Here is a 21,872-nt window from a genome sequence, read left to right on the forward strand (position 1 = left end):
ACGCGCCTCGGGCCGCGGTCCGGACCCCTTTGCCCGGGGGCGCGCTGCCGTCAGGCCGCAGCGCGACGCGCCGGAGCCGGTTCGACGAGGACGCGGAAGTTCACCGAGCGCGCGATGAAGCAGTGGTCGTGCGCGCGGTGGTGCAGGACGGCGAGGGCCTCGTCGTCGGTGCCCGGACCGTCGTCGACCACGACGCGCGGGTGCAGCGTCACGTCGGTGAACTGACCCTCGCCGCGCGACTCGACGCGCATCGTGCCCGTCGCCTCGTCGACATACTCGCGCACTACGACGCCCGCAGCCGCCGCGACGTGGAGGAACCACAGCATGTGGCACTGCGACAGGCTCACCACGAACAGCTCCTCGGGGCTGTACCGCGTCGGGTCGCCGCGGAACGCGGGGTCGGACGACCCGGGCAACAGTGGACGACCGGCGAGCAGGACGTCGTGGTCGCGGCTGTACGACGTGTAGGACGCAGTTCCTGCGTCGCCCGCGCCCGTCCAGCGGACGGTGGCGGTGTACCCGTGCTGTGCGCTCATGACCGTCACCCTAACCGGGTGTGGCCCGCATCACCCGAGCGTGGCGGCCCGGCGTCCCAGACGTGCCCGCCGACCGTCGCGTCGGTGGCCTGACCTAGGCTGGAGAACATGGCTGATCCCGCGACGTACCGCCCTGCGCCGGGGGAGATACCGACCTCGCCCGGCGTCTACCGGTTCCGGGACGAGAACGGCCGCGTCATCTACGTCGGCAAGGCGAAGAACCTGCGGGCGCGCTTGTCGAGCTACTTCCAGGACGTCGCGAACCTGCACCACCGCACCCAGACGATGGTCACCACCGCGGCGTCCGTCGAGTGGACCGTCGTGGGGACCGAGGTCGAGGCGCTCGCGCTCGAGTACACGTGGATCAAGGAGTTCGACCCGCGGTTCAACGTGAAGTACCGCGACGACAAGTCGTACCCGTACCTCGCGGTGACGATGGGGGAGGAGTTTCCCCGGGCGCAGGTCATGCGCGGCGCGAAGCGGCCCGGGACGCGGTACTTCGGTCCGTACGGCCACGCGTGGGCGATCCGCGAGACGCTCGACCTCCTGCTGCGCGTCTTCCCCGTGCGCACCTGCTCGGCGGGCGTCTTCAAGCGGGCGCACCAGACGGGCCGACCCTGCCTGCTGGGCTACATCGACAAGTGCTCGGCGCCGTGCGTCGGGCGCATCACGCCCGAGGATCACCAGGCGCTCGCGGCGGACTTCTGCGACTTCATGGCGGGTGACACGCAGCGCTTCGTCAAGCGCCTCGAGCGCAAGATGCGGGAGGCCGCGGCCGCGATGGAGTACGAGGCCGCGGCGCGCCTGCGCGACGACCTGGGCGCGCTCCAGCGGGCCACGGAGAAGAACGCCGTGGTGCTCGGCGACGCGACGGACGCCGACGTGTTCGCGCTCGCGGGCGACGAGCTCGAGGCGGCGGTCCAGGTGTTCCACGTCCGCGGTGGTCGCATCCGCGGCCAGCGCGGGTGGATCGTGGAGAAGGTCGAGGACGTCACGGACGCCGAGCTCGTCGAGCACCTCCTGCAGCAGGTGTACGGCGCGGCGGAGGAGGCCGCGGCGGTCGACGCGCGCAGCGCGGACGCGGCCCGCGGGCGGCGCGCGGCGATGCAGGAAGCGGTCCCGCGCGAGGTGCTCGTCCCGGTCCTGCCGCCGGACACCGACCAGGTGACCACGTGGCTGACCGGCCTGCGCGGGGCGCGGGTCGACGTGCGCGTGCCGCAGCGCGGGGACAAGAAGGAGCTCGCCGCGACCGTGCGGGCCAACGCCGAGCACGCCCTCGCGCTGCATCGCACGCGCCGCGCGGGAGACCTCACGACGCGCAGCCAGGCGCTGCGGGAGATCCAGGAGGCGCTCGACCTGGACACCGCGCCCCTGCGGATCGAGTGCTACGACGTCTCGCACAACCAGGGCACGTACCAGGTCGCGTCCATGGTCGTCTTCGAGGACGGGCTCGCCCGCAAGAGCGAGTACCGGCACTTCACGGTCCGCGGGCCCGAGGGCGACGGCGCACGCGACGACACCGCCGCGATGCACGAGGTCATCTCGCGCCGGTTCAAGCGATACGTCGCGGACCGCTCGCGCTCGGGCGAGGTCGAGATGGACCTCGAGGCCGACGACGTCGGTGGCGCGGCCGACGCCGCCGACCGCGAGGCGGAGCGCGCGGCGGCCGTCGCCGGCTACGTGCCGCGCAGCGGCGAGGTGGACCCCGACGCCCCGACGGACCGTCGTGCGCGCTTCGCCTACCCGCCGAACCTCGTCGTGGTCGACGGCGGCCCGCCCCAGGTCGCGGCCGCCGCCCGCGCGCTCGCCGAGCTGGGCGTCGACGACGTCGCGCTGTGCGGCCTGGCGAAACGCCTCGAGGAGGTCTGGCTCCCGGGCGAGGACTACCCCGTGATCATGCAGCGCTCGTCGGAGGGTCTCTACCTGCTGCAGCGCGTGCGCGACGAGGCCCACCGGTTCGCGATCAGCCAGCACCGCAGGAAGCGCAGCAAGGGCATGACGGCCTCGGCGCTCGACGACGTCCCGGGCCTGGGCCCGGCGCGCAAGGCCGCGCTGCTCAAGCACTTCGGCTCGGTCAAGCGCCTGCGCGCGGCGAGCGCCGAGGAGATCGCGACGGTCCCGGGGATGGGAGCGCGCACGGCGCAGGCCGTCGTCGCCGCGCTCGCGGACACACCGGTCGCGGACACCGCCACCGTCCGCCCGTGACCGGCTGGCATGCTGGGACCATGAGACCGGAACCCTCCCCGACCACGGTCCCGAGCGGCATCCCGGCGATCGAGGCGGCCACGCACGCGCCCGAGCGACGTGAGCCGGAGGTGCTCATCATCACCGGCATGTCCGGTGCGGGGCGCTCGCGTGCCGCCGCGGTCCTCGAGGACCTCGACTGGTACGTCGTCGACAACCTGCCGCCGCGCATGATCGTGCCGCTGGTCGACCTCATGACCCGGTCGGGCTCGACGCTCGAGCGCATCGGCGCCGTCGTGGACGTGCGGGGACGAGAGTTCTTCACCGATCTGGTGGAGGTCCTCGACCACCTGCGCCAGAACGGCGTCTTCTACCGGATCCTCTTCCTCGACGCCTCGGACGAGGTCCTCGTGCGCCGGTACGAGCAGGTGCGCCGACCGCACCCGCTGCAGGGGGAGGGGCGCATCCTCGACGGTCTCGGGGAGGAGCGACGGCTGCTCGCGAGCCTCGAGGAACGAGCCGACGTCGTCATCGACACGTCCGAGCTCAACGTGCACGACCTCGCGCGCGAGGTGCGGTCCGCCGTCGCGGAGGGCACGCCCGACACCCTGCGGATCAACGTCGTCTCGTTCGGCTTCAAGTACGGGCTGCCGCTGGACGCGGACCACGTCGTCGACGTGCGGTTCCTCGCGAACCCGTACTGGATCACCGAGCTGCGCCACCTCACCGGCCGCGACGTCCCGGTGCGCGACTACGTCCTCGGCCGGCCCGGCGCGATCGAGTTCGTCGACCGCTACGTCAGCGCCCTCGAGCCGGTCCTCGCGGGCTACCTCGGCGAGGAGAAGCGCTACGTCACGATCGCCGTCGGGTGCACGGGCGGCAAGCACCGTTCCGTCGCGATCAGCGAGGCGATCGCGGCGCGCCTGCGCGCTCAGGGTCAGCGCGTGACCGTCACGGCACGCGACCTCGGGAAGGAGTGAGCCGGCCGTGGTCACGAGGAGGTCCCCGGCCGTCGTCGCGCTCGGCGGCGGTCACGGCCTGTCCGCGAGCCTGTCGGCGCTGCGGCTGATGTCCGACCGGCTCACCGCCGTCGTCACGGTCGCCGACGACGGCGGTTCGTCCGGGCGGTTGCGCACCGAGCTGGGCGTCCTGCCCCCGGGCGACCTGCGCATGGCGCTCGCGGCGCTGTGCGACGACTCCGAGTGGGGCCGGACGTGGAGCGCGCTCCTGCAGCACCGGTTCACGTCCGAGGGCGACCTCGACAACCACGCCGTGGGGAACCTGCTCATCGTCGCGCTCTGGGAGCTCCTCGACGACCCGGTCGCCGGGCTCGACTGGGTCGGGCGCCTGCTCGGGGCGCGCGGTCGCGTGCTCCCCATGGCGGCCGTGCCGCTGGGCATCGAGGCGGACGTGCGGACCGGGGACGGGCTCGAGACCGTCGTCGGGCAGAGCCAGGTCGCGGTGACCCACGGACGCATCGAGCAGCTGCGGCTCGTGCCGCCCGACCCGCCGGCGTGCCCCGAGGCCGTCGCCGCCGTGCGGGACGCGGACTGGGTCGTCCTCGGGCCGGGGTCGTGGTTCTCGTCGGTCATGCCGCACCTCCTGGTCCCCGAGCTCGCCACGGCGCTGCACGAGACGAGCGCGCGCCGCTGCGTGACGCTCAACCTGTCGAGCGAGACCGGCGAGACCTACGGGCTCTCGGCGACCGACCACCTCGAGGCGCTGCACAAGCACGCGCCCGGCCTCCTGATCGACGCCGTCGTCGCCGACCCGACCGCGGTGGAGGACACGGAGCAGCTGGCCGAGGCGGCGCAGCGCATGGGGGCACGTCTCCTGCTGCGCCAGGTCGCGCTCGGCGACGGCACGGCGCGCCACGACGCCCTGCGTCTCGCCGCGGCGTACCGCGACGTCTTCGACGACTTCCTCGGCGACGTCGGGACGCGCACGCGCTGACCCGACCGCCCGCCCGGCCCGTCGATCGATGGCAGGATGTCGCCATGGCGCTCACGGCACAGGTGAAGGACGAGCTGGCTCGGGTGCGGGTGGACAAAACCTCCTGCCGCAAGGCCGAGGTCTCGGCGATGCTCCGCTTCTCGGGCGGCCTGCACCTCATCTCCGGTCGCATCGTCATCGAGGCCGAGCTCGACACCGCGATCGCCGCCCGGCGCCTGCGCGAGACCATCGCGGACGTCTACGGGCACACCAGCGAGCTGATCGTCGTCTCGGCGGGCGGCCTGCGCAAGAGCAGCCGCTACGTGGTGCGCGTCGTGCGCGACGGCGAGTCGCTCGCCCGCCAGACCGGGCTCCTGGACCAGCGGGGTCGCCCCGTGCGCGGCCTGCCGCCGCAGGTCGTCTCCGGCGGGGTCGAGGAGTCCGAGGCGGCGTGGCGCGGTGCGTTCCTCGCGCACGGCTCGCTCACGGAGCCGGGACGCTCGTCCGCGCTCGAGGTGACCTGCCCCGGCCCGGAGGCCGCGCTCGCGCTCGTGGGCGCGGCGCGACGGCTGGGGATCTCCGCGAAGTCGCGCGAGGTGCGCGGCATCGACCGGGTGGTCATCCGCGACGGCGACGCGATCAGCGCGCTCCTCACGCGGCTCGGCGCCCACGACGCCGTCCTCGTCTGGGAGGAGCGGCGCACGCGCCGCGAGGTCCGTGGCACGGCGAACCGCCTCGCGAACTTCGACGACGCGAACCTGCGCCGCTCGGCCCGCGCCGCGGTCGCGGCGGGTGCCCGCGTCGAGCGGGCCTTCGAGATCCTCGGCCCCGACCTGCCCGACCACCTGCGCGAGGCCGGCGAGCTGCGCCTGGCCCACAAGCAGGCGTCCCTCGAGGAGCTCGGCCAGCTCGCCGACCCGCCGCTGACCAAGGACGCCGTCGCCGGCCGTATCCGCCGGCTGCTGTCGACCGCGGACAAGAAGGCCTCCGAGCTGGGCATCCCGGACACCGAGGCGGGGCTGAGCCCGGAGCTCCTCGACCTCTGACGGAGCCGGGCCTCGGTCGTCGACGGCACCGGCAGCGCGCGGCGCGCCGGGTCCTGTTGCGCGCCCCGCGACACGTGGCAGCGTGGACGGCACGCACCTTCGGGACCATGGTCCCGAAGCGTGGGATCCAGGTCACACGATGGAGAGGTGTTGGTATAGGCTCGGGTACGTCAGGTGACAACGACGTGCTCCTTCGCTGACACCCCTCGTGGGCGTGGGTGGTCCCGGCTGTCGCCGAGACGTTCCCGCGAGCACGACGGGTGCTGAGCCGATGATCGGGCAGCGAGCACGGGCGTGATCACCACCTGCGTACGCCGTCGTACGTGATCGTTCGGCATCAACCGTGTGCGTCGGTACACCCGGCGCGCCCTGAGGAGGGCATTGTGACCATCCGCGTCGGTATCAACGGCTTCGGTCGTATCGGACGGAACTTCTACCGCGCCATCGTGGCGTCGGGCGCTGACATCGAGATCGTGGGGGTCAACGACCTCACCGACAACAAGACGCTCGCGCACCTGCTCAAGTACGACACGGTCCTCGGCCGTTTCCCCCTGAGCGTGGACTTCGACGACGAGAACATCATCGTCGACGGCAAGAAGATCCGTGCGCTCGCCGAGCGCGACCCCGCCAACCTCCCCTGGGGCGAGCTGGGCGCCGACATCGTCATCGAGTCGACCGGCTTCTTCACCGACGCGACGAAGGCCAAGGCGCACATCGACGGCGGCGCCAAGAAGGTCATCATCTCGGCCCCGGCGAAGAACGAGGACGCGACGTTCGTCGTCGGCGTGAACTCGGACCAGTACGACCCGGCCGCGCACCACATCATCTCGAACGCGTCGTGCACCACGAACTGCCTCGCCCCGCTCGCGAAGGCGCTCAACGACTCGATCGGCATCGAGCGTGGCCTCATGACCACGATCCACGCCTACACGGGCGACCAGAACCTGCAGGACGGCCCGCACCGCGACCTGCGTCGCGCCCGCGCCGCCGCGCAGAACATCGTCCCCACCTCGACGGGTGCCGCCAAGGCCGTCTCCCTCGTGCTCCCCGAGCTCAAGGGCAAGCTCGACGGCTTCGCGCTCCGCGTGCCGACGATCACCGGCTCGGCCACGGACCTCACCTTCACCGCCTCCAAGGAGGTCACGGTCGAGGAGGTCAACGCCGCGGTCAAGGCTGCCGCCGAGGGCCCGCTCAAGGGCGTCCTGTCCTACGTCGAGGACGAGATCGTCTCGAGCGACATCGTCACCGACCCGCACCAGAGCATCTTCGACTCGAAGCTCACCAAGGTGATCGGCGACCAGGTCAAGGTCGTCTCCTGGTACGACAACGAGTGGGGCTACTCGAACAGCCTCGTCGCGCTGACCCAGCTGGTCGGCGACAAGCTCTGACCCTGCCGCTCCCGTAGCGCCAGCCCTGAGCACCATGCGTCCGCGTGCGCGTCCCCGGCCACGGCCGGTGACGCGCACGCGGACGTCCTCATGTGCGGGCCGTGCCGGCAGGACGCCGGAGCCCCGCACGACGGCGACCGAACCGTAGGAGACCGCATGAAGACCATCGACGACCTGGGCGACCTGCGCGGCAAGCGCGTGCTGGTCCGCTCGGACTTCAACGTCCCGCTCGACGGGACGACCATCACGGACGACGGCCGCATCCGCGCCGCCCTGCCCACGCTGAAGAGGCTCACGGACGCCGGCGCGAAGGTGATCGTCACGGCGCACCTGGGGCGCCCCAAGGGCGAGCCGGACGCGAAGTACTCGCTCGCGCCGGTCGCGGCCCGCCTCGGCGAGCTGCTCGGCGTCCCGGTGCACCTCGCGGAGGACGTCGTGGGCACCTCCGCCCAGGAGACCGTCGCCGGTCTCGGCGAGGGCGAGGTCGCGCTGCTGGAGAACATCCGCTTCGACGCGCGCGAGACCTCCAAAGACGAGGCCGAGCGCCGGTCCCTCGCGAGCGACCTCGCGGGTCTCGCCGACGCCTTCGTGTCCGACGGCTTCGGCGTCGTGCACCGCAAGCAGGCGTCCGTCTACGACGTCGCGCAGGTGCGGCCCGCCGCCGTCGGCGAGCTCGTGCTCAAGGAGGTCGACTCCCTCAAGCGCGCGACCGAGGACCCGCAGCGCCCGTACGCCGTCGTGCTCGGCGGCTCGAAGGTCTCGGACAAGCTCGGCGTCATCGCGAACCTGCTGACCAAGGCGGACCGCCTGCTCATCGGCGGCGGCATGGTGTTCACGTTCCTCGCGGCCCAGGGCCACCAGGTCGGCAAGTCGCTGCTCGAGGCCGACCAGATCGACACGGTGAAGGGCTACCTCGCCGACGCCGAGAAGAACGGCGTCGAGATCGTCCTGCCCACCGACATCGTCGTGGCGGACGCGTTCGCCGCCGACTCGCCGCACGAGGTCGTCGCCGCCGACGCGATCCCCGCGGACAAGATCGGGCTCGACATCGGCCCCGCCTCGGCCGAGCTGTTCGCGAGCAAGATCGTCGACGCGAAGACCGTCGTGTGGAACGGCCCGATGGGCGTCTTCGAGTTCGACGCGTTCGCCGGCGGCACGCGGGCCGTGGCCCAGGCGCTCGTCGACGCGACCGCCCAGGGCGCCTTCACGATCGTCGGCGGCGGCGACTCCGCGGCGGCCGTGCGCACCCTCGGGTTCGACGAGGCCGGCTTCAGCCACATCTCGACCGGTGGCGGCGCGAGCCTCGAGTTCCTCGAGGGCAAGGACCTGCCGGGGATCTCGGTCCTCGAGGCCTGATCCCCCCTGTACATCCCCGACGCGCGGCCCCGGGCCGGGGCCGCGCGTCACGACGAGAGAAGACGATCGTGGCGAACCGCACCCCGCTCATGGCGGGCAACTGGAAGATGAACCTGGACCACCACCAGGCGACGCACACCGTGCAGAAGCTGGCGTGGACCCTCAAGGACGCGAAGCACGACTACGCGGCCGTCGAGGTCGCCGTGCTGCCGCCCTTCACCGACCTGCGCTCGGTGCAGACGCTGGTCGACGCCGACAAGCTCGAGCTGAAGTACGGGGCTCAGGACGTCTCGGCGCACGCCGAGGGCGCGTACACCGGCGAGATCTCCGCCTCGATGCTCGCGAAGCTCGGCGTCTCCTACGTCGCGATCGGGCACTCCGAGCGCCGCCAGTACCACGGCGAGTCCGACGCGCTCGTCAACGAGAAGATCGTCGCGGCCGTCGGCCAGGGCCTCGCCCCGATCCTCTGCGTCGGCGAGGGCCTCGACGTCCGCAAGGCGGGCGAGCAGATCGCCTACACGCTCGCCCAGGTCGAGGGCGCGCTGGCCGGGCTGCCGGCCGCGCAGCTCGCCGACCTCGTCATCGCCTACGAGCCCGTCTGGGCCATCGGCACCGGCGAGGTCGCGACCCCCGAGGACGCGCAGGAGGTCTGCGGTGCGATCCGCGGCGCCCTCGGCGATCTCTACGACGGTGACCTCGCCGCGGCGACGCGCGTCCTGTACGGCGGCTCCGTGAAGTCGTCCAACGTGGCGGCGATCATGGCGCAGCCCGACGTCGACGGCGCGCTCGTCGGCGGCGCGAGCCTCGACCCCGAGGAGTTCGCGAAGATCGCGCGCTACCAGGCGCACGCCACCGCATGAGCCGTGCCCGCGGTCCCCGGTCGCGCGTGCGACCGGGGACCGCGGGGCCCCGCCCCCGTATCGCCCGAGCATCCGCCTCGCGCGGACGGGCATCGGTGGCCAGCACGCGAGACGCCCCGGCGGAGGTTGGCCGTGGTGGCCCCGCGTCGCCTACTCTTGTCCCCTGTGCGGCAGGCCACGGCCTGCGCACGACAACCGAGCGGTCGCCCTCGACGTCGTCGAGCCGACCCTGAGCCTCAAGGACGTACTCGTGGACGCGCTGCGCATCATCCTCCAGATCCTGCTGGTGCTCACCAGCGGCTTCCTCACGCTGCTCGTGCTCATGCACAAGGGCAAGGGCGGCGGCCTCTCCGACATGTTCGGCGGCGGGATCTCGAGCTCGGTGGGCAGCTCCGGCGTCGCCGAGCGCAACCTCAACCGCATCACGGTGACCTTCGCGCTCGTCTGGGCCGTCGTCATCGTCCTGCTGGGTCTGATCCAGAAGGTGAGCTGACCACGCCGCCCCGGACGGGGCGGCGTCGGGCGGGGCGAGGTGCTCCGCCGGCAACGACCGGGTGCCGACGGTGGCACGCATGACGGGGGAGTAGACGTGGCAGGTGGTAGCGCGATCCGCGGGTCGCGGGTGGGTGCCGGGCCGCTCGGCGAGTCGGAGCGCGGCGACATGGCTCCCCGGTTCGGGGTCTCGTACTGGTGCGCCAACGGCCACGAGACGCGGCCGAGCTTCTCGTCCGAGGCCGGCATCGAGGCGCCCGAGACCTGGGACTGCCCGCGGTGCGGTTTTCCCGCTGGCCAGGACCCCGAGAACCCGCCGGTCCCGGTGCGCAACGAGCCCTACAAGACGCATCTCGCGTACGTGAAGGAGCGGCGTTCCGACGAGGACGGCGTCGCCATCCTCGACGAGGCGCTCGCCGCGCTGCGGGCCCGCCGCGGACGCTGAGGACGCGCGCAGGCGCCGGTTCGACGGACGCAGGCGTCCCGCACGACCCGAACGTCCAGGACGCCCCGCACGACCCGAACGCGACACAGCACGGCCCGCCTGCCCACGCCGAGCGTGGGGAGGCGGGCCGTGCTGGTGCGGTGCGTCGTCGTGCGCTGCGTCGGCGTCCGGACGACGACGCACCCGCCCGGGCCTAGCCCGTCGCGCTGCCCTCGGCCGCGTCGCCGGTCCCGGCCGCCGCGACGTCGACGAGCCAGAGCGTGCGCTCCGTACCGGCGACGGCGGCCGCGGGGGTGTCGTGACGATCTGCGCCGCCGAGAGCCGACGCCACGGCGGGAGCCTTCTCCGCGCCCGCCGCGACGACCCACACCTGACGCGCGGCCGCGAGGGCCTCGAACGTCAGGGTCACGCGCTCCGGCGGGGGCTTCGGTGACCCGTGCACGCCCGCCGTCGGCACCCCCGACACGTCCAGGCCGGGGTGGCCGGGGAACAACGAGGCGACGTGACCGTCCGGCCCCATCCCGAGGAGCAGGACGTCGAACTCCGGGACGGCCGAGCCGTCGGCGGCGTGCGCGGCGAGCTCGTCGGCGTACCGCGCCGCGGAGTCCTCCGGCGTCGCGACGACGTCGGCCGCGGGCATCGGGTGCACGTTCTCCGCGGCGAGGTGCGGCAGGTGGGCGAGGAGCGCGTCGCGGGCCTGCGTCTCGTTGCGCTCGGGGTCCCCGGACGCGAGGAACCGCTCGTCCCCCCACCACAGGTGCACGCCGGACCAGTCGACGGCGTCGCGCGCCGGGTGGCGCGCGAGCGCCGCGAGGCTCGCGATCCCGACCGTCCCGCCCGTCAGGACGACGTGCACGGGGCGGCGCGTCGACTGCACGTCGAGCAGGCGCGTCACGAGCCGCGAGGCGACGGCCTCGGCGAGGACGGCGCCGTCCGGGTGCACGACGACGAGGCGCGCGTGCGAGGCGTGGGCGGCCCCGGGAGCCACCGCGCCCGGGCCGCTCACGCGCCCACCTTGGTGAGCCCCTTGGTCAGCACCTCGCCGTAGACCTCGTCGGGGTCGAGGCGCCGCAGCTCCTCGATGAGGGCTTCGCTGAGCGTGCGGATCGGCAGGGCGACCCGGCGGTCCGGCTTGCCGGGCTGGCTGATCGTCACCGTGCGGCCGTCGGGCCGGTCGAGGACGACAGGGCCGCTCTTGCGCTCGAGCGTCACGCGCGTGATCGCCTCGGCGCCGCGGCGTCGCACGACCTCCGCGGGGCAGCGCAGGCGCTGGCCGAGCCACGCGGCGAGCAGGTCGAGCGACGTGTGCTTCGCCTGCCCCTCGACGGTCACGCTGGTCACCGGGTCGTACGGCGGCTGGTCGAGGGCCGCGGCGATGAGCCCGCGCCACAGCGTGACGCGTGCCCAGGCGAGGTCCGAGTCCCCGGGGCCGTAGGTCGTGGCGAGCGCGGCGAGCGTCGCCTCGGGGTCCTTGGCCGTGATGGAGTCCGTGATCCGGCGCTGCGCCATCGCACCGACCGGGTCGTCGTCCGGGGAGGCAGGCGGCTCGCCGGGCCACCACACGACGATCGGCGCGTCGGGGAGCAGGAGGGGCATGACCAGGGTGTCGGCGTGCTCGAGCAGTGGGCCCGAGGTGCGCAGCACGACGACCTCCGACGCGCCGGCGTCGCCGCCCACGCGGATCTGGGCGTCGAGGCGCGCGTCGCTGCCGCGCGCGGCGGGCGCCACGACCACGACCCGGCACGGGTGCTCGCGGCTCGCGTCGTTCGCGGCCTCGATCGAGGTCTCGACGTCGGACTCGCGCGCGATGACGACGAGCGTCAGGACACGACCGAGGGCGATCGCGCCGCCCTCGTCCCGGAGGCGCACGAGGCGCTTGTTGACCGCGTTCGTCGTGGTGTCGGGCAGGTCGATGATCATCGCGGGGTCCTCCCCGGTCGCGTGCTGGCGGTGCGCGCCGAGCGGCGCGCGGGTCGGTGCTGTCCGGCGGCGCGGTCGGCGAGCTGGCGCGGGCCGGTGCGGGGGCGTGCGCCGGTGCGGGCGCTCACGGGCGCCGCCACGCACGGCCGTCGCGCGCGAGCATCTCGTCGGCGGAGGCCGGGCCCCAGGTGCCGGAGCGGTACTGGTCGGGCGTGCCCTTCGCAGCCCAGTGCGCGGTGATCGGGTCGAGGATCTTCCACGACAGCTCGACCTCCTCGCGCGTGGGGAAGAGCGGCGGGTCGCCGAGCAGGACGTCGAGGATCAGGCGCTCGTAGGCCTCGGGGGAGGACTCCGTGAAGGCGTGGCCGTAGCCGAAGTCCATCGTGACGTCGCGGACCTCCATCGCCGTCCCGGGGACCTTGGCGCCGAAGCGCATCGTCACGCCCTCGTCGGGCTGCACGCGGATGACGAGGGCGTTGTTGCCGAGGTCGGACGCCTGCGACGTCTCGAACGGCAGGTGCGGTGCCTTCTTGAACACGACCGCGACCTCGGTCACGCGTCGCCCGAGGCGCTTGCCGGTGCGCAGGTAGAACGGCACGCCCGCCCAGCGGCGGTTGTCGATGTCGACGCGGACCGCGGCGTACGTCTCGGTCTTGGAGTCGGCCGAGATGCCGTCCTCGTCGAGGAAGCCGATGACCTCCTCGCCGCCCTGCAGGCCGGCGGCGTACTGGCCCCGTGCGGTGTGCCGGGACAGGTCGCGAGGGACCCGGACCGAGGACAGCGCCTTGATCTTCTCCGCGCGCAGCGACGGCGCGTCGAACGAGACGGGCTCCTCCATCGCGACGAGCGCGAGGAGCTGCAGCAGGTGGTTCTGGATGACGTCCCGCGCGGCGCCGATGCCGTCGTAGTACCCGGCGCGACCGCCGATGCCGATGTCCTCGGCCATGGTGATCTGGACGTGGTCGACGTAGTGCGCGTTCCAGATCGGCTCGAACATCTGGTTCGCGAAGCGCAGGGCGAGGAGGTTCTGGACCGTCTCCTTGCCGAGGTAGTGGTCGATGCGGAAGACCGAGTCCGGCGGGAAGACCTCGGAGACGACCGCGTCGAGCTCGCGGGCGCTCTCCAGGTCGTGACCGAACGGCTTCTCGATGACCACGCGTCGCCACGCGTCGCCGTCCGGCTTCGAGAGCCCCGACTCGGCGAGCTGGCGGCACACGACCGGGAACGCGCCCGGCGGGACCGACAGGTAGAACGCGTGGTTGCCGCCCGTGCCGCGCTCCGCGTCGAGCGTCTCGACGGTCTCCCGCAGGCGCTCGAACGCGGCGTCGTCGTCGAACGAGCCCTGCACGAAGCGGATGCCCTCCGCGAGCTGTCGCCACGTCGCCTCGCGGAACGGGGTGCGCGCATGCTCCTTGACCGCGTCGTGGACGACCTGGGCGAAGTCCTGGTCCTCCCAGTCGCGACGCGCGAAGCCGGTGAGCGCGAAGCCGGGAGGGAGGAGACCGCGGTTCGCGAGGTCGTACACCGCGGGCATGAGCTTCTTGCGCGCGAGGTCACCCGTCACGCCGAAGATGACGAGCCCGCACGGGCCCGCGATGCGAGGCAGTCGCAGGTCGAGGGGGTCGCGCAGGGGGTTGTGCTCTGCCGTGATCTTGGCCGGTCTCACCTGGTGGCACCGTTCCGTTCGAGGGTGGTCGGGAGGGTCTGAGGCGCGCCGCGATCCTAGGAGGCGACGCGGCACGCCTGCGCGGTCTGCTCGCGGACCGGACGGGCGTCAGCCCTGGTGGGCGGCCTGGGCCAGGTTGTCGGCGGTGGTCTCGAGGAGCTCGGTCCAGCTGTCCTCGAACTTGCGCACGCCCTCGGCCTCGAGGCGGTCGGTCACCTCGGCGAGCGAGACGCCGAACGACTCGACGGTCTCGATGGTGCGCCGCGCCTCGGCGGCCGTGCCCCGCACCGTGTCACCGGTCACGACGCCGTGGTCCGCGAACGCCTGGAGCGTGCCCTCGGGCATGGTGTTCACCACGCCGTCGGTGACGAGCTCGTCGACGTACATCGTGTCGCGGTACTCGGGGTTCTTGACGCCGGTGGAGGCCCAGAGGGGTCGCTGCGGGTGGGCGCCCGCCGCGGCGAGCGCACGCCAGCGGTCCGTGCCGCTGAACTCCTCGTAGGCCTCGAACGCGAGGCGTGCGTTGGCGATCGCGGCCTGGCCCCGCAGGTCCAACGCCTCCGGGGTGCCGACCTTCTCCAGGGCGGCGTCGACCGCCGTGTCGACGCGCGAGACGAAGAAGGACGCGACCGAGCCGATCGGGGCGAGGTCGATGCCGGCCGCGCGCGCCTGCTCGAGACCGGTCGCGAACGCGTCCATGACGGCGCGGTAGCGCTCGAGCGAGAAGATCAGCGTGACGTTGACGCTGATGCCCTGCGCCAGGGTCCGGGTGATCGCCTCGAGGCCCGGGAGCGTGGCCGGGATCTTGATGTAGACGTTGGGCCGGTCGATCGTGCGCCACAGGCGCTCGGCGACCTCGACGGTGGCCGCCGCGTCCTGGTTCGCGAGCCGCGGGTCGACCTCGATCGACACGCGCCCGTCGACGCCGTCGGTCGCGTCGTACAGGGGACGCAGGAGGTCGGCGGCGGTGCGCACGTCGTCGGTCGTGATGCGCTCGACGGCGGCCTCCACGGCGGCGGCGTCGGTGCCGGCCGGCGCGAGCTCGGCGAGCTGCGCGTCGTACGCGTCGCCCTTCGACAGGGCGGCGGCGAAGATCGTCGGGTTCGTCGTCACGCCGACGACGCCGCGCGTCGCGACGAGGTCGGCGAGGTTGCCCGAGCGCAGACGCTCGCGCGACAGGTCGTCGAGCCAGATCGACACTCCCGCCTGCGTGAGCTGCTCGATCGGTCCGGGGACGGTGGTCTGCGTCATCAGGGGGTCCTCTCGTGGTACCTCGACGGGGCCTCGCCGGCCCCGCGCTCCGTCCCGGCGCGGTGCCACGGGTGCGACCCGTGGCGCAGGTCCGAGGTGGGGCGCCGGGACCGGGGCCCCACCTCGGAATCTACGGTCGGTCAGGCGAGGTCGCCAGTGCCGCCCTCGACGGGCTTCGCCGGGCCACCGGGGGCGTCGCCGCCGCGCGCCGCGGCGATCGACTCGCGCGCTGCTGCGGCGACGGCCTCGGCCGTGATGCCGAACTCGCGGTAGAGGACCTTGTAGTCGGCCGACGCGCCGTAGTGCTCGATGCTCACGACGCGACCGGCGTCGCCGACCAGCTCGCGCCAGCCCTGGGCGACGCCCGCCTCGACGGAGACGCGAGCCCGGACCGCCGCCGGCAGGACGGACTCCCGGTACGCGTCGTCCTGCAGGTCGAACCACTCGCGGCTCGGCAGCGAGACGACGCGCGCCTGCACGCCCTCGGCCGCGAGCTGCTCGCGCGCCTCGACGGCGAGCTGCACCTCGGAACCGGTGCCGAGCAGGATGACGTCGGGGGTGCCCTCGGCGTCGACGAGCACGTAGCCGCCGCGCGCGGTGCCCGAGGCGTCCGCGAAGCCGTCCGTGCCGCGCGGGAACGTCGGGACGTTCTGGCGCGTGAGGATCAGGCCGGCGGGGCGCTCGGTCGTCTCGAGGATCGTGCGCCAGGCCCACGCGACCTCGTTGGCGTCGGCAGGACGCACGACGTCGAGACCGGGGATGGCACGCAGGGCCGCGAGGTGCTCGATCGGCTGGTGCGTCGGTCCGTCCTCGCCGAGGCCGATCGAGTCGTGCGTCCACACGAACGTCGACGGGATCTGCATGAGCGCGGCGAGCCGGACGGCCGGGCGCATGTAGTCGGAGAACGTGAGGAACGTGCCGCCGTAGGCGCGCGTGCCGCCGTGCAGCACGATGCCGTTGAGGATCGAGCCCATCGCGTGCTCGCGGATCCCGAAGTGCAGCGTGCGCCCGTTCTCGTTCCCGGGGAACTTCTTCGTGGCGTGCTCGACGGGCACGAACGACGGCTCGCCGTCCATGGTCGTGTTGTTCGAGCCCGCGAGGTCGGCCGAGCCGCCCCACAGCTCGGGCAGCACGTCCTTGAGGGCGGTGAGCACCTTGCCCGACGCCGCGCGCGTCGCGACGTCCTTGCCGGGCTCGAACGACGGGAGCGAGTCCTCCCAGCCCTGCGGCAGGGTGCGCGTGGTGAGGCGCTCGAGCAGCCCGACGCCCGCCGGGCTCGCCGTCCTCCACGCGTCGAAGGCGGTGTCCCACGCGGCGCGCTGGTCGCTCTGGCGCTCGGCGACGGAGCGGGTGTGGGCGAGCACGTCGTCGTCGATCGCGAACGTCGCCTCGGGGTCGAGGCCGAGCTCGACCTTGAGGCCGCGGACCTCGTCGGCGCCCATCGCGGAGCCGTGGATGCCACCGGTGTTCTGCTTGGTGGGCGACGGCCAGCCGATGATCGTGCGCAGCGCGATGATCGAGGGCTTGCCGGTCTCCGCCTTCGCGGACTCGAGGGCCGCGGCGAGCGCGTCCACGTCCTCGGCGTAGCCCGTGCCGCCGTTGGTGAAGTCGACGCGCTGCGTGTGCCAGCCGTAGGCCGCGTAGCGCGCGAGGACGTCCTCGGTGAACGCGATGTCGGTGTCGTCCTCGATCGAGATCTTGTTGTCGTCCCAGATCACCACGAGGTTGCCGAGCTGCTGGTGGCCCGCGAGCGACGACGCCTCGGACGTCACGCCCTCCTGAAGGTCGCCGTCGGAGGCGATGACGTACACGTGGTGGTCGAACGGCGACTCGCCGGGCGCGGCGTTCGGGTCGAGCAGGCCGCGCTCGCGGCGCGACGCGAAGGCCATGCCGACCGCGGACGCGAGGCCCTGGCCGAGCGGCCCGGTCGTGATCTCGACGCCGTTGGTGTGCTTGTACTCGGGGTGGCCCGGGGTCTTCGAGCCCCACGTGCGCAGCGCGGCGATGTCGTCCATCTCCAGGCCGTAGCCGGCGAGGAACAGCTGCAGGTACAGCGTGAGCGACGAGTGGCCCGCCGACAGCACGAAGCGGTCGCGACCGACCCAGTGCGAGTCGGCAGGGTCGTGGCGCATGACCTTCTGGAACAGGAGGTAGGCCGCGGGCGCCAACGAGATCGCCGTGCCCGGGTGGCCGTTGCCGACCTTCTCGACGGCGTCGGCGGCGAGCGCCTTGATGGCCTTGACGGCCCGGTCGTCCAGGTCCGTCCAGTCCAGGGGCGTGTGAGCAGGGGGCAACGCGTTCACCGAACCTCATTCCCGTCCGGAGCGCGCGCCCCGGATCCTCGCGACAACTCGAAGCAACCGTCGACCTGTCCCTGCCGGTGCGTCCCGGCGACGCCGGGAACCCGGCTGGTACGGCGCGACCCGCCGGTCGAGTGGACGACGGGCACGGTGCGGCGCAGCGCGGTTGCGGCACCCAGCCTATACGCGGACGGGCTTCCCGCCCGGTGGGTGCTCACGTCGTGGATTTCGGTCGGATCTCACACAATATGCGGGCCCGTGCGGTCGGCCCCGTGGCAGGGCGCGACGTACGATGCTCAAGGACGGCCGGTGGTCCGTCCTCGCTCGCCCCCCACCTCAGAACGGAACACCGAAGCGCGTGCACACCACGAGCCAGGCACCGATCGACGGGACCGGAGTCCCGTCGCGCACCGCGCCGACCCCCGGGTCGGCGGACGAGGCGGTGCGTCCCTCCGCGACCGTCGCCGCTCGCGGGGTGCGGGAGCGCCTCGGCGCGTACGTCGCGCTGACGAAGCCGCGCATCATCGAGCTCCTGCTCGTCACGACCGTCCCCACGATGATCCTCGCGGCGGGCGGCTTCCCCGACTTCTGGCTCGTCGTCGCGACGCTCGTGGGCGGCACCCTCGCCGCCGCGTCCGCGAACGTCTACAACTGCTACCTCGACCGCGACATCGACGAGATGATGAATCGCACCAAGCGGCGCCCGCTCGTCACGGGCGAGGTCACGCCGCGCGCGGCGCTCGTGTTCGCGACGGTCCTCGGCGTCGTGGCGCTCGTGTGGTTCGCCGTGCTCGTCAACGCGCTCTCCGCCTGGCTGACGTTCGCCGCCATCGCGATCTACGTCGTCGGCTACACGATGATCCTCAAGCGCCGCACCCCGCAGAACATCGTGTGGGGCGGGATCGCCGGCTGCATGCCGGTCTTCATCGGGTGGTCCGCCGTCGCGGACTCGCTGAGCTGGGCCGCCGTCGCGCTCTTCCTGGTCATCTTCTTCTGGACGCCGCCGCACTACTGGCCGCTGTCGATCAAGTTCAAGCGCGACTACGAGACGGCGGGCGTCCCGATGCTCCCCGTCGTCGCGGACGACCGCAGGGTCGCGCGCGAGATGATCGTCTACGGGCTCGCGATGGTCGCGTCGTCGCTCGCCCTGTGGCCGCTAGCGGGCATGACGTGGGTGTACGGCGTCGTCGCGACCGTCCTCGGCGTGTGGTTCATGGCGTCGTGCGTGACGATGCTGCGCCGCGCGCAGGACCCGTCGCGCGGCAAGATCGGCGCGATGAAGGTCTTCCACGCGTCGATCACCTATCTGACGCTGCTGTTCGTCGCCGTCGCGGTGGACGTCTTCCTGCCCTTCTGACACGTGCCGGCACGTGCCGGCACCTTTCGCCGCACGGCCGTTCCCGGGGTCGCCTCCGCCGTCGCGCCGCTCGGCGCGGGCATGATGGTCCCGTGCACCCTGCTCTCTCCGCCCGAGCCGGCGAACCGGCGCCCGGCACTCCGGGTGCGCCCGTCGTGGTGCCCGACGCGCTGGACCGGGCAGCGCGCGAGTACCTGGCGCACCTCGCCGTGGAACGTGGCCTGTCGGCGAACACCGTCGCGGCGTACCGCCGCGACCTGTCGCGCTACGTCGCGTTCCTCGCCGCGCGCGGCAAGCATGCCGTGCGCGACGTCGCCGCGGAGGACGTCGGCCTCTACGTCACGGCGCTGCGCACGGGGTCCGACGGCGGCGCGTGCCTCTCGCCGTCGTCCACGGCCCGGTCCGTGGCCGCGGTGCGGGGGTGGCACCGCTTCTGCGCGGCGGAGGGCCTCGCCGACGGCGACCCGTCGGCGGACGTCCGGCCGCCCGCGCAGGGCAAGCGGCTGCCGAAGGCCATCTCGACCGACGAGGTCGAGCGCATCCTTGAGGCGGCCGGGGCCGGCGACGGCGCAGCGCCGCTGCGCGACCGGGCGCTCCTCGAGCTCGTGTACTCGACGGGCGCGCGCATCTCGGAGGCCGTGAGCCTCGACATCGACGACCTGGACCTCGGCACGGGGGCCGTCCGCCTGCTCGGCAAGGGCGGCAAGGAGCGCGTCGTCCCGGTGGGGTCGTTCGCCCGGCGCGCGCTCGACGCCTATCTGGTGCGCGGTCGTCCGGACCTCGCCGCACGCGGGCGCGGCACCCCGGCCACGTTCCTCAACACGCGCGGCGCGCGGCTCTCGCGGCAGAGCGCGTGGGCCGTGCTGCGCACGGCCGCGGAGCGCGCCGGCCTGGCGCACCCTGAGCGGATCTCTCCGCACACGCTGCGCCACTCGTTCGCCACCCACCTGCTCGCCGGCGGGGCGGACGTGCGCGTGGTGCAGGAGCTGCTCGGGCACGCGTCGGTGACGACGACGCAGATCTACACGCTCGTGACCCCCGACACGCTGCGCGAGGTGTACACGTCCTCGCACCCGCGCGCGCTCGGCTGAGCGGACCAACCCGTCGTTCGACCGGGATCGCGGCGCGCGGGCGCGTGCGGACGGGCGCGCGCCGGGTGCTGCGATACCGTGGCGGACGTGAGCAGCCAGGCCGAGACCCAGCACGAGACCGGCGGCACGTACCCCGCGCCCGGTGCCGGCGAACGTCCCGCCGCCCCGTCGGACGCCCCGTCCGACCGGCAGGCGGGTGCGTCGTCGGAGGCCGCGGTGCACGTCGAGGAGGCCCCGCGCGTCGACGTCGTCGGCCGCCCGCTCCCGGTGTTCCCGGACCCCGCCCCGCTCGCGTCGCACGGCCCCGGCCGGATCATCGCGATGTGCAACCAGAAGGGCGGCGTCGGCAAGACGACCACGACGATCAACCTCGGTGCCGCGCTCGCGGAGTGCGGACGGCGCGTGCTCCTCGTCGACTTCGACCCCCAGGGTGCGGCGTCGGTCGGCCTCGGGGTCAATCCGCACGAGCTCGACCGCACGGTCTACAACCTGCTGATGGAGCGCGGTGCCGACGTGCACGAGGTCATCGTGAGCACCGACGTCGAGAACCTGGACGTCCTGCCGGCGAACATCGACCTGTCCGCGGCGGAGGTGCAGCTCGTCGGCGAGGTCGCGCGCGAGTCCGTGCTGGCCCGCGTGCTGCGCCCGGTGGTCGACGAGTACGACGTGATCCTCGTCGACTGCCAGCCGTCGCTCGGCCTGCTGACCGTCAACGCCCTCACCGCCGCGCACGGCGTGCTCATCCCGCTGGAGTGCGAGTTCTTCGCGCTGCGCGGCGTCGCGCTGCTCGTCGAGACCATCGAGAAGGTGCGCGACCGGCTCAACCCGCGCCTCGACGTCGACGGCATCCTCGCCACGATGTTCGACTCGCGGACCCTGCACTCGCGCGAGGTCGTGGCGCGCGTCCACGAGGCGTTCGGCGACAAGCTGCTCCAGACGGTCATCGGTCGCACGGTGAAGTTCCCGGACGCGTCCGTCGCCGCCGAGCCCATCACGGTGTACGCGCCGAACCACCCGGGCGCCTACGCCTACCGGCAGCTCGCGCGGGAGCTGGTCGCCCGTGGCGACGCCGCCTGACACCGACGCCGCGTCCCCGCGCACCGAGCAGCGCGGCTTCGAGGTCCGGCTCGACAACTTCAACGGACCGTTCGACCTGCTGCTGTCGCTCATCACGAAGCACAAGCTCGACATCACGGAGATCGCGCTCGGGCGCGTGACCGACGACTTCGTCGCCCACATCCGGGAGCAGACGCGCGCGGCCGCGGAGGCGCACGCCGCGGGCGAGGAGCACCCCGGCTGGGACCTCGGGACGGCGAGCGAGTTCCTCGTCGTCGCGGCGACCCTGCTCGACCTCAAGGCGGCCAGGCTCCTGCCGTCGGGGATCGTCGACGACGAGGACGACCTCGCGCTCCTCGAGGCCCGCGACGTGCTGTTCGTCCGGCTCCTGCAGTACCGCGCGTACAAGGAGGTCTCGGGCGTGCTCGCCGAGCGGCTCGAGAGCCAGGGCCGGCGCTTCCCGCGCGTCGTGCAGCTCGAGCCGCACCTCGCCGCCCTCCTGCCCGAGCTCGTGTGGACGATGGGTCCCGACCGCCTCGCGGCGCTCGCCGCGGGGGCGCTCGCGCCGAAGGCGCCGCCGCCCGGGGTCGACCTCGCGCACCTGCACGCCCCTGCCGTGAGCGTGCGCGAGCAGGCGGACGTCGTGGCGGGGCGCGTCCGGCGCCAGGGTGCGACGACGTTCCGCGCCCTCGTGGCGGACGCGGGGGAGACCGTCGTGGTCGTCGCACGCTTCCTCGCGCTGCTCGAGCTCTTCCGGGAAGGCCTCGTCGGGTTCGACCAGCTCTCCCCGCTGGGCGAGCTCACGGTCCGGTGGGCGGGGGAGGACGACGCCGGCCTCGCTGCGGGGGTCGGCAGCGAGTTCGACGAGGACGACGAGGACGACGAGCAGGATGGGCTGGACGAGGGGCGTAACCAGGAGGTCGTCCTGGAGCGGGACATGACGGAGGTGCACGCGTGAACGAGGTCGAGGACGACCGGGTCGTCGAGGAGGC

At 73.1% G+C, this 21,872-nt stretch carries 19 protein-coding genes; 13 read left to right on the forward strand and 6 right to left on the reverse strand.

All coding sequences use genetic code 11. The features are described from left to right. Nucleotides 1–50: 50 nt before the first annotated feature. Nucleotides 51–536, reverse strand: a complete 486-nt coding sequence (locus AC4H2G_RS12485; protein ID WP_494366056.1) for an OsmC family protein — start codon at nt 534–536, stop codon at nt 51–53. A 108-nt stretch (nt 537–644) separates the two neighbouring features. Between AC4H2G_RS12485 and uvrC the strand changes: the two genes are divergently transcribed. The 9 genes from uvrC to AC4H2G_RS12530 all read left to right on the forward strand — a co-directional run bounded on the left by uvrC (nt 645) and on the right by AC4H2G_RS12530 (nt 10,239). Continuing rightward, entirely contained in the window at nt 645–2,741 is a 2,097-nt protein-coding gene (uvrC, locus tag AC4H2G_RS12490; RefSeq protein ID WP_494366057.1) for an excinuclease ABC subunit UvrC, read from the forward strand. A gap of 20 nt (nt 2,742–2,761) precedes the next feature. After that, entirely contained in the window at nt 2,762–3,700 is a 939-nt protein-coding gene (gene rapZ / locus AC4H2G_RS12495; RefSeq protein WP_494366058.1) for an RNase adapter RapZ, read from the forward strand. Between the two features lie 7 nt (nt 3,701–3,707). Then, entirely contained in the window at nt 3,708–4,673 is a 966-nt protein-coding gene (locus AC4H2G_RS12500) for a gluconeogenesis factor YvcK family protein (RefSeq protein WP_494366059.1), read from the forward strand. A gap of 44 nt (nt 4,674–4,717) precedes the next feature. Beyond that, complete coding sequence (gene whiA, locus AC4H2G_RS12505) at nt 4,718–5,698, forward strand: DNA-binding protein WhiA (protein ID WP_494366060.1); 981 nt, start codon at nt 4,718–4,720, stop codon at nt 5,696–5,698. 383 nt (nt 5,699–6,081) lie between these two features. Beyond that, complete coding sequence (gene gap, locus AC4H2G_RS12510; protein WP_251151132.1) at nt 6,082–7,086, forward strand: type I glyceraldehyde-3-phosphate dehydrogenase; 1,005 nt, start codon at nt 6,082–6,084, stop codon at nt 7,084–7,086. Between the two features lie 156 nt (nt 7,087–7,242). Next, complete coding sequence (locus AC4H2G_RS12515) at nt 7,243–8,442, forward strand: phosphoglycerate kinase (protein WP_494366061.1); 1,200 nt, start codon at nt 7,243–7,245, stop codon at nt 8,440–8,442. Nucleotides 8,443–8,510: 68 nt separating this feature from the next. Continuing rightward, nucleotides 8,511–9,302, forward strand: a complete 792-nt coding sequence (tpiA, locus tag AC4H2G_RS12520; RefSeq protein WP_494366062.1) for a triose-phosphate isomerase — start codon at nt 8,511–8,513, stop codon at nt 9,300–9,302. 250 nt (nt 9,303–9,552) lie between these two features. Further along, entirely contained in the window at nt 9,553–9,795 is a 243-nt protein-coding gene (gene secG / locus AC4H2G_RS12525; RefSeq protein WP_454043778.1) for a preprotein translocase subunit SecG, read from the forward strand. A gap of 96 nt (nt 9,796–9,891) precedes the next feature. Continuing rightward, nucleotides 9,892–10,239: an RNA polymerase-binding protein RbpA gene (locus tag AC4H2G_RS12530; RefSeq protein WP_494366063.1), complete on the forward strand. Its 348-nt coding sequence runs from the start codon at nt 9,892–9,894 to the stop codon at nt 10,237–10,239. Between the two features lie 193 nt (nt 10,240–10,432). Here AC4H2G_RS12530 and pgl read toward each other — a convergent pair whose 3' ends face one another. From pgl to tkt, 5 genes are all read right to left on the reverse strand, one after another. Then, nucleotides 10,433–11,245 carry a 6-phosphogluconolactonase gene (gene pgl, locus AC4H2G_RS12535; protein ID WP_494366064.1) on the reverse strand — a complete coding sequence of 271 codons (813 nt, stop codon included), beginning with the start codon at nt 11,243–11,245 and terminating at the stop codon, nt 10,433–10,435. Further along, nucleotides 11,242–12,159 carry a glucose-6-phosphate dehydrogenase assembly protein OpcA gene (opcA, locus tag AC4H2G_RS12540; RefSeq protein ID WP_494366065.1) on the reverse strand — a complete coding sequence of 306 codons (918 nt, stop codon included), beginning with the start codon at nt 12,157–12,159 and terminating at the stop codon, nt 11,242–11,244. Before opcA ends, pgl begins: the two co-directional genes overlap by 4 nt. A 124-nt stretch (nt 12,160–12,283) precedes the next feature. After that, the gene (zwf, locus tag AC4H2G_RS12545) at nt 12,284–13,825 is read right to left on the reverse strand and encodes a glucose-6-phosphate dehydrogenase (protein WP_494366066.1); all 1,542 of its coding nucleotides are present in this window, start codon (nt 13,823–13,825) and stop codon (nt 12,284–12,286) included. A 108-nt stretch (nt 13,826–13,933) separates the two neighbouring features. Further along, a complete protein-coding gene (tal, locus tag AC4H2G_RS12550) occupies nt 13,934–15,076 on the reverse strand; it encodes a transaldolase (protein WP_494366067.1) in 1,143 nt (380 codons plus the stop codon). A gap of 140 nt (nt 15,077–15,216) precedes the next feature. After that, entirely contained in the window at nt 15,217–17,379 is a 2,163-nt protein-coding gene (gene tkt, locus AC4H2G_RS12555) for a transketolase (protein ID WP_494366068.1), read from the reverse strand. A gap of 355 nt (nt 17,380–17,734) precedes the next feature. On the opposite strand from tkt, the gene AC4H2G_RS12560 reads away from it, so the two are divergent. The 4 genes from AC4H2G_RS12560 (at nt 17,735) to AC4H2G_RS12575 (ending at nt 21,838) form a co-directional block, all read left to right on the forward strand. Then, nucleotides 17,735–18,733, forward strand: coding sequence for a heme o synthase (locus AC4H2G_RS12560; protein WP_494366069.1), 999 nt, complete (start codon nt 17,735–17,737; stop codon nt 18,731–18,733). A 158-nt stretch (nt 18,734–18,891) separates the two neighbouring features. Further along, entirely contained in the window at nt 18,892–19,824 is a 933-nt protein-coding gene (gene xerD / locus AC4H2G_RS12565; protein ID WP_494366114.1) for a site-specific tyrosine recombinase XerD, read from the forward strand. Nucleotides 19,825–20,040: 216 nt separating this feature from the next. Further along, complete coding sequence (locus AC4H2G_RS12570; RefSeq protein ID WP_494366115.1) at nt 20,041–20,901, forward strand: ParA family protein; 861 nt, start codon at nt 20,041–20,043, stop codon at nt 20,899–20,901. Continuing rightward, entirely contained in the window at nt 20,885–21,838 is a 954-nt protein-coding gene (locus tag AC4H2G_RS12575; RefSeq protein WP_494366070.1) for a segregation and condensation protein A, read from the forward strand. The genes AC4H2G_RS12570 and AC4H2G_RS12575 overlap by 17 nt, the downstream gene beginning before the upstream one ends. The last annotated feature ends 34 nt before the right edge of the window (nt 21,839–21,872 follow it).

The sequence above is a fragment of the Cellulosimicrobium sp. BMG9.23 genome, from assembly GCF_059159985.1.